12 protein-coding genes and 1 tRNA gene are annotated in these 14,401 nt (G+C 60.2%); 10 read left to right on the forward strand and 3 right to left on the reverse strand.

Annotated features, from left to right (window positions below):
* Nucleotides 1-30 precede the first annotated feature (30 nt).
* The 10 genes from PSH90_RS20255 (at nucleotide 31) to PSH90_RS20300 (ending at nucleotide 12,061) form a co-directional block, all read left to right on the forward strand.
* Nucleotides 31-1,041 (forward strand): ornithine carbamoyltransferase, encoded by a 1,011-nt coding sequence (locus PSH90_RS20255; RefSeq protein ID WP_041479782.1) that lies wholly within the window; start codon nucleotides 31-33, stop codon nucleotides 1,039-1,041.
* Between the two features lie 191 nt (nucleotides 1,042-1,232).
* The gene (arcC, locus tag PSH90_RS20260) at nucleotides 1,233-2,162 is read left to right on the forward strand and encodes a carbamate kinase (RefSeq protein WP_056787936.1); all 930 of its coding nucleotides are present in this window, start codon (nucleotides 1,233-1,235) and stop codon (nucleotides 2,160-2,162) included.
* A 62-nt stretch (nucleotides 2,163-2,224) separates the two neighbouring features.
* The gene (locus tag PSH90_RS20265; protein WP_041479784.1) at nucleotides 2,225-2,587 is read left to right on the forward strand and encodes a DUF5064 family protein; all 363 of its coding nucleotides are present in this window, start codon (nucleotides 2,225-2,227) and stop codon (nucleotides 2,585-2,587) included.
* Between the two features lie 246 nt (nucleotides 2,588-2,833).
* Nucleotides 2,834-4,342: a sigma-54-dependent transcriptional regulator gene (locus PSH90_RS20270; RefSeq protein ID WP_305381399.1), complete on the forward strand. Its 1,509-nt coding sequence runs from the start codon at nucleotides 2,834-2,836 to the stop codon at nucleotides 4,340-4,342.
* A 451-nt stretch (nucleotides 4,343-4,793) separates the two neighbouring features.
* Nucleotides 4,794-5,177: a glycine cleavage system protein GcvH gene (gcvH, locus tag PSH90_RS20275; protein ID WP_039758162.1), complete on the forward strand. Its 384-nt coding sequence runs from the start codon at nucleotides 4,794-4,796 to the stop codon at nucleotides 5,175-5,177.
* An 11-nt stretch (nucleotides 5,178-5,188) separates the two neighbouring features.
* On the forward strand, nucleotides 5,189-8,041 hold the full coding sequence (gcvP, locus tag PSH90_RS20280) for an aminomethyl-transferring glycine dehydrogenase (protein ID WP_305381400.1): 2,853 nt from the start codon (nucleotides 5,189-5,191) through the stop codon (nucleotides 8,039-8,041).
* 206 nt (nucleotides 8,042-8,247) lie between these two features.
* On the forward strand, nucleotides 8,248-9,624 hold the full coding sequence (locus PSH90_RS20285; RefSeq protein ID WP_305381402.1) for an L-serine ammonia-lyase: 1,377 nt from the start codon (nucleotides 8,248-8,250) through the stop codon (nucleotides 9,622-9,624).
* 110 nt (nucleotides 9,625-9,734) lie between these two features.
* Nucleotides 9,735-10,859 carry a glycine cleavage system aminomethyltransferase GcvT gene (gene gcvT, locus PSH90_RS20290; RefSeq protein ID WP_305381404.1) on the forward strand — a complete coding sequence of 375 codons (1,125 nt, stop codon included), beginning with the start codon at nucleotides 9,735-9,737 and terminating at the stop codon, nucleotides 10,857-10,859.
* Nucleotides 10,860-11,262: 403 nt separating this feature from the next.
* Entirely contained in the window at nucleotides 11,263-11,475 is a 213-nt protein-coding gene (locus tag PSH90_RS20295) for a cold-shock protein (RefSeq protein ID WP_003227496.1), read from the forward strand.
* A gap of 97 nt (nucleotides 11,476-11,572) precedes the next feature.
* On the forward strand, nucleotides 11,573-12,061 hold the full coding sequence (locus tag PSH90_RS20300; RefSeq protein WP_305381405.1) for an RDD family protein: 489 nt from the start codon (nucleotides 11,573-11,575) through the stop codon (nucleotides 12,059-12,061).
* Nucleotides 12,062-12,239: 178 nt separating this feature from the next.
* Here PSH90_RS20300 and nadA read toward each other — a convergent pair whose 3' ends face one another.
* The 3 genes from nadA to queC form a co-directional block, all read right to left on the reverse strand.
* A complete protein-coding gene (gene nadA, locus PSH90_RS20305) occupies nucleotides 12,240-13,298 on the reverse strand; it encodes a quinolinate synthase NadA (RefSeq protein ID WP_016773509.1) in 1,059 nt (352 codons plus the stop codon).
* Between the two features lie 271 nt (nucleotides 13,299-13,569).
* Nucleotides 13,570-13,645, reverse strand: a tRNA-Lys gene (locus PSH90_RS20310).
* Between the two features lie 63 nt (nucleotides 13,646-13,708).
* Nucleotides 13,709-14,401 carry a 7-cyano-7-deazaguanine synthase QueC gene (gene queC, locus PSH90_RS20315; protein WP_041479788.1) on the reverse strand — a complete coding sequence of 231 codons (693 nt, stop codon included), beginning with the start codon at nucleotides 14,399-14,401 and terminating at the stop codon, nucleotides 13,709-13,711.

Below are 14,401 nucleotides of genomic sequence, written 5' to 3' on the forward strand. Positions count from 1 at the left end.
GGGGATAACCGAAACCCAAGGAGATCCATCATGGCTTTTAACATTCACAACCGTAACCTGCTCAGCCTGGAACACCACACCCCTCGCGAATTGCGTTACTTGCTCGACCTGTCCCGCGATCTGAAACGCGCGAAATACACCGGCACCGAGCAACAACACCTGAAGGGCAACAACATCGCCCTGATTTTCGAGAAAACTTCGACCCGTACCCGTTGCGCCTTCGAAGTGGCGGCCTATGACCAAGGCGCCAACGTCACTTACATCGACCCGAACTCCTCGCAGATCGGCCACAAGGAAAGCATGAAGGACACCGCCCGCGTGCTCGGGCGCATGTATGACGCCATCGAGTACCGTGGCTTCAAACAGGAAATCGTCGAGGAGCTGGCCAAGTTCGCCGGCGTGCCGGTGTTCAACGGCCTGACCGATGAATATCACCCGACCCAGATGATCGCCGACGTGCTGACCATGCGTGAGCACGCTGACAAGCCGATCCACGAAATCAGCTACGCCTACTTGGGCGACGCGCGCAACAACATGGGCAACTCGCTGCTGCTGATCGGCGCCAAACTGGGCATGGACGTGCGCATCTGCGCGCCGAAAGCGCTGTGGCCGTTGGACGATCTGGTCGCGCGCTGCAAAAAATACGGCGAGGAAAGTGGCGCACGCATCACCCTCACCGAAGATCCGAAAGAAGCGGTCAAGGGCGTGGACTTCATTCACACCGATGTCTGGGTATCGATGGGTGAACCGGTGGAAGCCTGGGCCGAGCGCATTCAGCAACTGCTGCCGTATCAGGTCAACGCCGAGCTGATGAAGGCCACCGGCAACCCGCGTACCAAGTTCATGCACTGCCTGCCGGCGTTCCACAACAGCGACACCAAGGTCGGCAAACAGATCGCCGAACAATATCCGCACCTGAAAAACGGTATTGAAGTGACCGATGACGTGTTCGAGTCGCCGGCCTGCATTGCCTTCGAGCAAGCGGAAAACCGCATGCACACGATCAAGGCGATTCTGGTCTCGACCCTGGCTGATCTCTGACGCCACAGCGCTCCCACTGAAGGAACCGGAAACCCAATGTGGGAGCGAGCCTGCTCGCGAAAGCGGTGGGTCATTCAACAGCGATGTCGACTGATCTGACGCGTTCGCGAGCAGGCTCGCTCCCACAGGGATATCGGTTCCAGCAGGGAGATCGAATCGTTTGTCATTCCTCTGCTTAGAAGGATTGCACCATGCGTATCGTCGTAGCCCTGGGCGGTAACGCCCTGCTCCGCCGTGGTGAGCCGATGACCGCTGACAACCAGCGCGCCAACATCCGCATCGCCACCGAGCAAATCGCCAAGATCCATCCCGGCAACCAACTGGTCATCGCCCACGGCAATGGCCCGCAAGTCGGCCTGCTGTCGCTGCAAGCGGCGGCCTACACCTCTGTCACCCCATACCCGCTGGACGTGCTCGGTGCCGAAACCGAAGGCATGATCGGCTACATCATCGAACAGGAACTGGGCAACCTGCTCGACTTCGAAGTGCCGTTCGCCACCCTGCTGACCCAGGTTGAAGTCGACGCCAACGACCCGGCTTTCAAGAAGCCGAGCAAGCCGATCGGCCCGGTCTACGAGAAAGCCGAAGCGGAAAAACTCGCCGCCGAAAAAGGCTGGGCGATTGCCCCGGATGGCGACAAATTCCGCCGCGTCGTAGCCAGCCCACGGCCGAAGCGCATCTTCGAAATCCGTCCGATCAAGTGGTTGCTGGACAAGGGCAGCATCGTCATTTGCGCTGGTGGCGGCGGCATTCCGACCATGTATGACGAAAACCGTAACCTCAAGGGTATCGAGGCGGTGATCGACAAGGACCTGTGCTCGTCGTTGCTCGCCGAGCAACTGGAAGCCGATCTGCTGGTGATCGCCACTGACGTCAACGCAGCGTTCATCGATTACGGCAAGCCGACGCAGAAAGCCATCGCCGAAGCCCACCCGGACGAACTCGAACGCCTTGGTTTCGCCGCCGGCTCGATGGGGCCGAAGGTGCAGGCAGCCTGCGAATTCGCGCGCCATACTGGCAAGGTCGCGGTGATCGGTTCGCTGGCCGATATCGAAGCCATCGTCCAGGGCACCGCCGGTACGCGGGTCAGCACGGCGAAGCCGGGGATCAGCTACCGATAACAATAAACGCCGGGGCAGGCTCAAGGCCTGCTCCGCTTCCATGCCTTGAAAGGAGTAGCTCAATGGCCCAGTTCGAACCCGGTCATCTGCACATCGAGCGGCACGCGTTGACCGACGATGACGTCAATTACAACGTGCATCTGGACTATGAAGTGTTCACCGACCCGCAGAAAGGCAAGGGGATTCAGTTCACCCTGCACGGCAGCATGCAGGGCAAGGACATGAAGGAGGCGTTTTTCCTGCCCAAGGAAGAGGCCTACAACTTCGCCCGCGATGTCACGCGGATCGCCGAGAAGTACGGCATACCCAAGACCCACAGCCAGATCGGCTCGGTGCACAAGCATTACGATCTGATGTTTGAAGACATTCGGCAGAAGTTGAATATGCAGTCGGGGGATCCGGTGAACCTCGAGCATTTCGAATAAAAATCAAAAGCCCCTCACCCTAGCCCTCTCCCGGAGGGAGAGGGAACCGATTGGGGGATGCTGCAGCATTGCGTCGACCTGATCCTGCATCACTGAATCCATAATCGCCCGGTACTTTCAGGTCGATGCATAACCCCAGACACCTCGGTCGGCTCCCTCTCCCTCCGGGAGAGGGCTGGGGTGAGGGGGCTTTTGATTTAAGGCATACTTGCCCCCCTCCGCTCTGCAGATCACTGAACCGCCCCCATGCGTATCCACGTCAGCTTCATCGACCGCGTCGGCATCACCCAGGAAGTCCTGGCTATCCTCGGTGGGCGCAATCTCAATCTGGATGCGGTGGAGATGATCCCGCCGAACGTCTACATCGACGCGCCGACCCTCAGCCCGCAAGTGCTCGAAGAACTCAAAGATGCGCTGTTTCGCGTGCTCGGCGTGGAAGCGGTGACCGTGGTCGATATCCTCCCCGGCCAGCGCCGGCACTTGCAGCTAGATGCCCTGCTCGCGGCGATGACCGACCCGGTGCTGGCCCTCGACAGCGCCGGCAAGGTGCTGCTGGCCAACCCGGCGTTGATTGCCCTGTACGGTCGCGAACCGGCCGGTGAAAGCGTCTCGGCGCTGTTCAATGATCCCGGCCTGCTCGATACCCTGCTGGAAAACGGCTTTCGCCTGCCGCTGCGCGAGATCACCGTCAACGGCCAGACCCTGCTGCTCGACGCCACGCCGATCACCGACGCCGGCGCCCTGCTGACCCTGTATCAACCGAACCGCATCGGCGAACAACTCTCGGCACTGCACCACGATCACGCCGAAGGCTTCGACGCGCTGCTCGGCGAGTCTCCGGCGATCCGCACACTCAAGGCCCGCGCGCAACGCGTCGCCGCCCTTGATGCACCGTTGTTGATTCAAGGCGAAACCGGTACCGGTAAAGAACTCGTCGCCCGCGCTTGCCATGCCATCAGTGCACGGCACAGCGCTCCGTTTCTCGCCCTCAACTGCGCGGCGCTGCCGGAGAACCTCGCCGAGAGCGAACTGTTCGGCTATGCCCCCGGCGCCTTCACCGGTGCGGCGCGTGGCGGTAAGCCAGGGCTGATGGAGCTGGCCAACCAGGGCACGGTGTTTCTCGACGAAATCGGCGAGATGTCGCCGTACTTGCAGGCCAAATTGCTGCGTTTTCTCAACGACGGCAGCTTCCGCCGCGTCGGTGGTGATCGTGAAGTGAAGGTCAATGTGCGCATCCTCAGCGCTACCCACCGCGATCTGGAAATAATGGTCAGTGAAGGGCTGTTCCGCGAAGACCTGTTCTATCGCCTCAATGTGCTAAACGTCGAAGTGCCGCCGCTGCGTGAACGCGGTCAGGACATCCTGCTGCTGGCGCGCTACTTCATGCAGCAGGCCTGTGCGCAGATCCAGCGCCCGGTCTGCCGCCTGGCGCCCGGCACTTATCCGGCGCTGCTCGGCAATCGCTGGCCAGGCAACGTGCGGCAACTGCAGAACGTGATTTTCCGCGCGGCAGCGATTTGCGAGAGCAGCCTGGTCGATATCGGCGACCTCGACATCGCCGGCACCTCCGTCGCGCGCCAGACCGACACTGAGGTGGAAAGTCTCGAACAAGCGGTCGAATCGTTCGAACGAGCGCTGCTGGAAAAGCTTTACGTCAGCTATCCCTCGACCCGGCAACTGGCGAGCCGATTGCAAACCTCGCACACCGCCATCGCCCATCGATTGCGCAAATACGGCATTCCCAATAAACCCTGACTCACCACGCATCCCTATTGCAGGAAATTCCCCATGTGGGAGCGAGCCTGCTCGCGAAAGCGGTCTATCAGCAAAATAGCTGGCGCCTGACACACCGTATTCGCGAGCAGGCTCGCTCCCACAGGGTTTTATGGTGTATTCGAAATCCGTTCAAAAACGACCTCCACCTGTACCGAAAGCGCTACAGCGGAACGATATCGCTACAGTCGCCTGTGACCAGCGCTGCGCAACGCTTTGATCCCGTTCAGCTTTTCTCCCCGCCCCAAGCTGTAGCGATTTCGCTACAACTCCAGCATCCCAACAAACGCCAAAACCAAGCAACCCATTGATTTATATGGGTAAATCAACCTTGGCCGCATTCTTGCTACCTGCCTCCTCATCTATTAAGGGCTTCCCCGCCCCAAGCTTTCCACCGCGTCCACCAGACGAGTCTGGCCCCTGAGGAGTTTCCATGAGCGAGTTGCGTTTTACTGAAGATCACGAATGGCTGCGCACCGAAGCCGACGGCAGTGTCACTGTCGGCATCACCGCATTCGCGCAGAACGCCTTGGGCGACGTGGTGTTCGTGCAACTGCCTGAGCTGCAGGCTTACGAAAAAGGCGCTGAAGCCGCCACCGTGGAATCGGTGAAAGCCGCCAGCGGCGTGTACATGCCGCTCGATGGCGACGTGCTGGAAGTCAATCCGGCGCTGCAAGACGCCCCGGAGCTGGTCAACGAAGATCCGCTGGGCGAAGGCTGGTTCTTCCGCTTCCAGCCAAGCGACGCCGCCGCTGTCGGCAAACTGCTCGATCAGGACGCTTACGACCGTCTGATCAAAGCCCAAGCCGAAGCCTGAGGAATTACCCCATGACCGCCATCAATCTCGGCACCGCCAACGAATTCATCGCCCGTCACATCGGCCCGCGCGCCGGTGACGAGCAAGCCATGCTCAACAGCCTCGGCTTCGATTCCCTCGAAGCGCTGAGCGCCAGCGTCATCCCGGAAAGCATCAAGGGCACCAGCGTGCTGGGCATGGATGACGGCCTCAGCGAAGCCGACGCCCTGGCGATGATCAAATCCATCGCTGGCAAGAATCAGCTGTTCAAGACCTACATCGGCCAGGGCTACTACAACTGCCACACGCCTTCGCCGATCCTGCGCAACCTGCTGGAAAACCCGGCCTGGTACACCGCTTACACCCCGTACCAGCCAGAAATTTCCCAGGGCCGTCTCGAAGCGCTGCTGAACTTCCAGACCATGATCAGCGACCTCACCGGCCTGCCGATCGCCAACGCCTCCCTGCTCGACGAAGCCACCGCCGCTGCCGAAGCCATGACCTTCTGCAAACGCCTGAGCAAGAACAAGGGCAGCCACCAGTTCTTCGCCTCGATCCACAGCCATCCGCAGACCCTCGACGTGCTGCGCACCCGTGCCGAGCCGCTCGGTATTGACGTGGTCGTGGGCGATGAGCGCGAACTGACTGACGTCACGCCGTTCTTCGGCGCGCTGCTGCAATACCCGGCGAGCAACGGTGATGTGTTCGACTACCGCGAGCTGACCGAGCGCTTCCACGCCGCCAACGCTCTGGTGGCCGTGGCCGCCGACCTGCTCGCCCTGACCCTGCTCACCGCACCGGGCGAATTCGGTGCCGACGTCGCCATCGGTTCGGCGCAACGCTTCGGCGTGCCGCTGGGCTTCGGTGGCCCGCACGCCGCTTACTTCTCCACCAAAGATGCGTTCAAGCGCGACATGCCGGGCCGTCTGGTCGGTGTCTCGGTTGACCGTTTCGGCAAGCCGGCCCTGCGTCTGGCGATGCAGACCCGCGAGCAGCACATCCGCCGTGAAAAGGCCACGTCGAATATCTGCACCGCACAGGTGCTGCTGGCCAACATCGCCAGCATGTACGCCGCCTACCACGGCCCGAAAGGCCTGACGCAGATCGCCAACCGCGTGCACCACCTGACCGCGATTCTGGCCAAGGGCCTTACTGCTCTCGGCGCTCAAGTTGAACAAGCCAGTTTCTTCGACACCCTGACCATCGCCACCGGCGCGCACACCGCCGCGCTGCACGACAAGGCGCATGCTGAGCAGATCAATTTGCGCGTGATCGACGCCGAACGTCTGGGCCTGTCGGTCGACGAAACCACCACTCAGGCTGATATCCAAACCCTGTGGGGCCTGTTCGCCGACGGCAAGACCCTCCCGGACTTCGCTGCGCTGGCCGCCTCGGTGCAGAGCACCATCCCTGCTGCGCTGGTGCGCCAGTCGCCGATCCTCAGCCACCCGGTGTTCAACCGTTATCACTCGGAAACCGAGCTGATGCGCTACCTGCGCAAACTGGCGGACAAAGACCTGGCGCTGGATCGCACGATGATCCCGCTGGGCTCGTGCACCATGAAACTCAACGCCGCCAGTGAAATGATCCCGGTGACCTGGGCCGAATTCGGTGCACTGCACCCGTTCGCCCCGGCCGCACAAAGCGCCGGTTACCAGCAACTGACCGATGAGCTGGAAGCGATGCTCTGCGCCGCCACCGGTTACGACTCGATCTCGCTGCAACCGAACGCTGGTTCGCAAGGCGAATACGCAGGTCTCCTGGCGATCCGCGCCTACCACCAGAGCCGTGGCGATGAGCGCCGCGACATCTGCCTGATCCCGTCGTCGGCCCACGGCACCAACCCGGCCACCGCGCAAATGGCTGGTATGCGCGTGGTCGTCACCGCGTGCGATACCCGTGGCAACGTCGACATCGAAGACCTGCGCGCCAAAGCCATCGAGCACCGCGAACATCTCGCCGCGCTGATGATCACCTACCCGTCGACCCATGGCGTGTTCGAAGAAGGCATCCGCGAAATCTGCGCGATCATTCACGACAACGGCGGCCAGGTGTATATCGACGGCGCCAACATGAACGCCATGGTCGGCCTCTGCGCACCGGGCAAGTTCGGCGGCGACGTTTCGCACCTGAACCTGCACAAAACCTTCTGCATCCCGCACGGCGGTGGCGGCCCGGGCGTTGGCCCGATCGGCGTCAAGTCGCACCTGACCCCGTTCCTGCCGGGCCACGGCCAGATGGAACGCAAGGAAGGCGCGGTCTGCGCGGCACCGTTCGGCAGCGCAAGTATTTTGCCGATCACCTGGATGTACATCCGCATGATGGGTGGCGCCGGTCTCAAACGCGCTTCGCAGCTGGCGATCCTCAATGCCAACTACATTTCCCGCCGCCTCGAAGAGCATTACCCAGTGCTGTACACCGGCAGCAACGGCCTGGTGGCGCACGAGTGCATCCTCGATCTGCGTCCACTCAAAGACAGCAGCGGCATCAGCGTCGATGACGTCGCCAAGCGCCTGATCGACTTCGGCTTCCATGCGCCGACCATGTCGTTCCCGGTCGCCGGCACATTGATGATCGAGCCGACCGAAAGCGAATCCAAGGAAGAACTGGACCGCTTCTGCGACGCCATGATCCGCATCCGCGAAGAAATCCGCGCAGTGGAAAACGGCACCCTGGACAAGGAAGACAACCCGCTGAAAAACGCCCCGCACACCGCAGCGGAACTGGTCGGCGAATGGACCCACCCGTACAGCCGTGAGCAAGCGGTGTACCCGGTCGCGTCGCTGATCGAAGGCAAATACTGGCCGCCGGTCGGCCGTGTCGACAACGTCTTCGGCGATCGCAACCTGGTGTGCGCCTGCCCGTCGATCGAAAGCTACGCTTAATGGAATGAGGGGCTGAATATCGGCCCCGATTTCAGCAATACCCTAGATCCCCCTGTGGGAGCGAGCCTGCTCGCGAAGGCGCCATTTCAGTCAACGTAAATGGTGGCTGATCCGACGCTTTCGCGAGCAGGCTCGCTCCCACAAGGGATCTGCACCGATCTCAAAAACTGCGCCAATCCCTATAACAAGAAACCGGAGAACCACTCATGTCGTTAAGCGTGTTCGACCTGTTCAAGATTGGCATCGGTCCCTCCAGTTCCCACACCGTCGGCCCGATGCGCGCCGCTGCGCGCTTCGCCGAAGGTTTGCGCCGTGAAAACCTGTTGACCAGCACCGCCAGCGTGCGTGTCGAGCTGTACGGTTCGCTCGGTGCTACCGGCAAAGGTCACGGCAGCGATAAAGCCGTGCTGCTCGGCCTTGAAGGCGAGCACCCGGACACAGTCGACACCGAAACCGTCGCCGCGCGCCTGCAGGAAATTCGCGGCGACGGCCGCTTGAACCTGCTCGGCGAACACAGCATTGCGTTCAACGAGAAAGAACATCTGGCAATGATCCGCAAACCGTTGGCCTATCACCCCAACGGCATGATCTTTCGCGCGTTCGATGCGGCGGGGATTCAGATCCGCAGTCGCGAGTACTACTCGGTTGGCGGTGGTTTTGTTGTCGATGAAGATGCAGCCGGTGCCGATCGCATCGTCGAAGACGCCACGCCACTGACCTTCCCCTTCAAAAGCGCCAAGGACTTGCTTGGCCATTGCGCTACGTACGGGCTGTCGATCAGCCAGGTGATGCTGACCAATGAAAGCGCCTGGCGCCCGGAAGCCGAAACCCGTGCCGGCCTGCTGAAAATCTGGCAAGTGATGCAGGACTGCGTCGCTGCTGGCTGTCGTAACGAAGGTATCTTGCCGGGCGGTTTGAAGGTCAAACGCCGGGCGGCGGCGCTGCATCGGCAATTGTGCAAGAACCCGGAATCGGCCCTGCGCGATCCGCTGTCGGTGCTCGACTGGGTCAATCTTTATGCACTGGCGGTCAACGAAGAAAACGCCAACGGCGGACGCGTGGTCACTGCGCCCACCAATGGCGCGGCGGGGATCATTCCGGCGGTGCTGCATTACTACATGCGTTTTATCCCCGGGGCGAATGACGACGGTGTCGTGCGTTTTCTGCTGACAGCTGCCGCAATCGGCATTCTTTACAAGGAAAACGCTTCGATCTCCGGCGCCGAAGTCGGTTGTCAGGGTGAAGTCGGTGTGGCCTGTTCAATGGCGGCCGGCGCTCTGTGCGAAGTGCTCGGCGGCAGCGTGCAGCAAGTCGAGAACGCCGCGGAAATCGGCATGGAACACAACCTCGGTTTGACCTGCGACCCGATCGGCGGCCTGGTACAAGTCCCGTGCATCGAGCGCAATGCGATGGGTTCGGTGAAAGCCATCAATGCCGTGCGCATGGCCATGCGTGGCGACGGCCAGCATTTCGTCTCCCTCGACAAAGTCATCCGCACCATGCGCCAGACCGGCGCCGACATGAAAAGCAAATACAAGGAAACCGCCCGCGGCGGCCTGGCGGTCAACATTATCGAATGCTGATTACGAACTCAGCCAAACGTAACTAGCTCCCTCTCCCTCCGGGAGAGGGCTGGGGTGAGGGGCTCTTGATCTTGCCTCTCACCCGCAACCCAAATTCAAAGGAGCCACGCATGTCCACCGAACAACTCTCGAAAACCCCGCTGCACGCACTGCACCTCGAACTCGGCGCGCGCATGGTGCCGTTCGCCGGCTACGACATGCCCGTGCAATACCCGCTCGGAGTGATGAAAGAACATCAGCACACCCGCGAACAGGCGGGGCTGTTCGACGTCTCGCACATGGGCCAGATTCGTCTGACCGGTGCCAATGCGGCCAAAGCCCTGGAAACCCTGGTGCCGGTGGACATCATCGACCTGCCGGTGGGCATGCAGCGTTATGCGATGTTCACCAACGAAAGCGGCGGCATCCTCGACGACCTGATGGTTGCCAATCTGGGCAATGACGAGTTGTTCCTGGTGGTCAACGCCGCGTGCAAGGATCAGGATCTCGCGCATCTGCAAAAACACATCGGCGATCAGTGCACCATTACGGCGCTGTTCGAAGAGCGCGCCCTGCTCGCCCTGCAAGGTCCGGCAGCCGTCACGGTGCTGGCGCGTCTTGCGCCTGACGTGGCGAAGATGACCTTCATGCAGTTCAACCGTGTGTCGTTGCTCGGCGTGGACTGCTTTGTCAGCCGTTCGGGCTACACCGGTGAAGACGGTTTCGAAATCTCTATACCGGCCGCCGAAGCGGAAAAACTCGCCCGCGCCCTGCTCGCCGAACCAGAGGTTCAGACCATCGGTCTTGGCGCCCGCGACTCGCTGCGTCTGGAAGCCGGCCTGTGCCTGTACGGCCATGACATGAACACCGAAACCACGCCGATCGAAGCCAGCCTGCTTTGGGCGATCTCCAAGCCCCGCCGCGCCGATGGCGCGCGGGCCGGCGGTTTCCCGGCCGCCGAGCAGATATTCGCGCAGCAACAGAACGGCGTCGCACGCAAACGCGTCGGCCTGCTGCCACAGGAGCGTACCCCGGTGCGTGAAGGCGCAGAGATCGTCAACGAGGCCGGCGAGATCATCGGCAGCGTCTGCAGCGGCGGCTTTGGTCCAACCTTGGGCGGGCCATTGGCGATGGGTTACCTCGACAGCGCCTACGTCACGCTCGATACGCCCGTATGGGCCATCGTCCGTGGGAAAAAGGTGCAAATGCTTGTAAGCAAAATGCCATTTGTTCCACAACGCTACTATCGCGGTTGATCGACTGTTTCTATAAGTAACGCGATTGCGTTATGCGTGCACTAATGTGTAACGCAATCGCCATAAAACAGTGCGTTTTTTATCATCTGTTTCGAATATGAACGTTGCTTATAACGACTGCAAAAAACTGAACCAGACAATCGTCCAAGACTGCACTAGTGAACTGACTAATTGCCGCGAAGAGCAGTAAAACCGGGGCCTTCGCAGGGCTTGTTTTTTCTCCCGTAGTTGGCGTAGAGTTTGTCCACTGTGTTTGCATGGGTCAGCTTGGAATCGTGACCTGGGCAGTAGCCTACAAGTTAGCTACATCCCGCTCGACGTCTTCTTACTCCTTGCAACCAGCTCCAGTACTCTTTCATGTGAAAGGGGCTGTCATCAATTTATGCGTCAAAGGAAATAAGAAATGTCCACACGTCAGAGCGGTACCGTCAAGTGGTTTAACGACGAGAAAGGTTTTGGTTTTATCACTCCAGAAAGCGGTCCGGATCTGTTCGTACATTTCCGCGCCATTCAGGGCAACGGCTTCAAGAGCCTGAAAGAAGGCCAGAAAGTGACTTTCGTTGCTGTGCAAGGCCAGAAAGGCATGCAGGCTGACGAAGTACAAGCAGAAGCCTGATCTTCTGATACGAAAAAGCCCCTGATATTGATATCAGGGGCTTTTTTGTGCGCGCTTATCCGTAAAATGGCGCTTCCATTCGCGTCCCGAGGCTGCCATGTCGAAACACCTGCTCACGCCGCAAGGGGACTTTCCTCCCGTTGCTCTCGGTCGTCGTCTGGCGGCGATGTTCTACGACTTCCTGCTGTGCACCGCCCTGCTGATCGTCACCGGATTCCTCTATAAGTTGATCCAGGCGGCGATCATTGGCGAAGAGCGTCTGCGAGTGATGACCGACGCCGGCCAGCTGGATGGTGATCCGCTCTACTCCACGGTGCTGCTGTTGGTATTGTTCGGCTTCTTCGCCAAGTTCTGGACCCACGGCGGGCAGACACTGGGCATGCAGGTGTGGGGGATCCGCGTGCAGAACGCCAACGGCACAGCGATCAGCCTGTGGCAGGCGCTGCTGCGCTTTATGGTGTCGATCGCGTCGTGGTTGTGTATCGGGCTGGGGTTCTTCTGGTCGCTGTTCGACAAGCAGAAACGCACCTGGCACGACATCTATTCGGATACGCGTGTGGTGCGGATCCCGAAGAAGAGCAAATAATTTCCATGCTCAAGAGTCGGCCTGTGGTGAGGGGATTTATCCCCGTCCGGCTGCGTAGTAGTCGTAAAGGAGCCCACGCGGTATCCCTGATATGCCGCGGTGTTTGATTTAGGGCGGCTTCGCCACCCAACGGGGATAAATCCCCTCACCACAGGGCTCACTCATACAAGGGGTTCTCTCAGGCGTTACCCGCCAATTTCATCCGCGCTGCCTGGGTGAAGTCGAGCATGCGCTTCAATGGGCGGATCGCTTGGGGAATCAGCGCCGGATCGACAAAGATCTCGTTGGTGCCTTCCTTCAAGCTCTTGAGCGTGCGCTCAAGGGTGTTCATGGCCATCCACGGGCAATGTGCGCAACTGCGGCAAGCCGCGCCGTTACCGGCGGTAGGCGCTTCGATGAAGACCTTGTCCGGGCACAGCTGCTGCATCTTGTAGAAGATGCCACGGTCGGTGGCGACGATCAGGGTCTTGTTCGGCAGGCTTTGCGCGGCAGCGATCAACTGACTGGTGGAACCGACGGCATCCGCCAGCTCAATCACCGAAGTCGGCGACTCGGGATGCACCAGAATCGCCGCGTCCGGGTACAGCGCCTTCATGTCTTCGAGCTGCTTGGACTTGAATTCTTCATGGACGATGCAAGCACCGTCCCACAGCAGCATGTCGGCGCCGGTCTTGCGCTGAATGTAAGTGCCCAGGTGCTTGTCCGGGCCCCAGATGATCGTCTCGCCGTTGTCCATCAGGCTTTCGACGATTTCCAGTGCGCAGCTCGAAGTCACCACCCAGTCAGCCCGAGCCTTCACGGCGGCGGAAGTGTTGGCATACACCACCACAGTACGTTCCGGGTGCTGATCGCAGAACGCCGAAAACTCGTCGACCGGGCAGCCCAGGTCCAGCGAGCAGGTCGCCTCCAGGGTCGGCATCAGCACGCGTTTTTCCGGATTGAGAATTTTTGCCGTCTCGCCCATGAACTTGACGCCGGCGACCACCACGGTCTTGGCCGGATGGGCATTGCCGAAGCGGGCCATTTCCAGGGAGTCGGAAACACAGCCGCCGGTTTCTTCGGCCAGGGCCTGAATCACCGGATCACAATAGAAGTGGGCCACGAGCACCGCGTCCTGAGCCTTGAGCTCGGCGGCGATGGCGGAACGGTAATAAGCCTCCTCTTCTGCAGTCAGCGGTTTAGGCTGCTTGGCGTCGAGGTGAGCTTGAACCAGAAGGCGTTCGGAAATCTGCGTCATGTTCGCAAGACCTGCAGGCGCATTCGCGCGAAAGTCGAGTATACACCCGGCTCCGGACCGCTAGAGGGTACCGCCGGGAGAGTGAGTATCATCAGGCACGGGACAGCGTTGAAGCTGCGCAAGGCTACAGAATATCCCGTTGATACAAAAGATGATTCTGACCTGTGTCAGGCCGCCCGCGCTGAAACGTCGAACGCCCGAATTGCAGGCAAAAAAAAACCCGGAAATCCTCACTTTCGTGGGCCTTCCGGATTTTCTAAACCGCCAAATATGGTGGGTCGTGTGGGATTCGAACCTACGACCAATTGGTTAAAAGCCAACTGCTCTACCAACTGAGCTAACGACCCGCTGTGTGGTGGCGCGTATAATACTGATTTTTAAGGACTATTCAACACCTTTTTTGAAAAAGATCAAAAATAAGGAGTTGGATCGCTCACACCCGCCGCCGCGAAGCCTTCAGCACGCAGGCGGCAGCTGTCGCATTTGCCGCAGGCGCGGCCGTCATCGTCTGCCTGATAGCAGGAAACCGTCAGGCCATAATCCACGCCCAGCTTCACGCCAGCCTGGACGATCTGCGCCTTGCTCAGGTTTTGCAGTGGCGCCTGAATGCGGAAGCCATTGCCTTCCACGCCCGCTTTGGTGGCCAGGTTGGCCATGCGCTCGAACGACTCGATGAACTCGGGACGGCAATCCGGGTAGCCGGAATAATCCACTGCATTGACGCCGATGAAGATGTCGCGCGCGCCGAGCACTTCGGCCCAACCCAGCGCCAACGACAGAAACACGGTGTTGCGTGCCGGCACATAAGTCACCGGAATGCCTTCGCCCAGCTCTTCCGGAATGTCGATGCTGGTGTCAGTCAGCGCCGAGCCGCCCATGCCGTTGAGATTCAGGCCAATGACCTTGTGCTCGACCACTCCCAGATCGCGAGCAACGCGGGCGGCGGCATGCAATTCAGCATGGGAGCGCTGGCCGTAATCGAAGCTCATGGTATAGCAGGCGTAGCCTTCGGCGCGTGCCATCGCCACCACGGTGGCCGAGTCGAGGCCGCCCGAAAGCAGGATAACGGCACGTTTTTCGGTAGTGTTCAGTTGCTCAATCAT

Origin of the sequence: Pseudomonas sp. FP1762, from assembly GCF_030687105.1 — a bacterium.
In the GTDB taxonomy this organism is placed as follows: Bacteria; Pseudomonadota; Gammaproteobacteria; order Pseudomonadales; family Pseudomonadaceae; genus Aquipseudomonas; species Aquipseudomonas siliginis.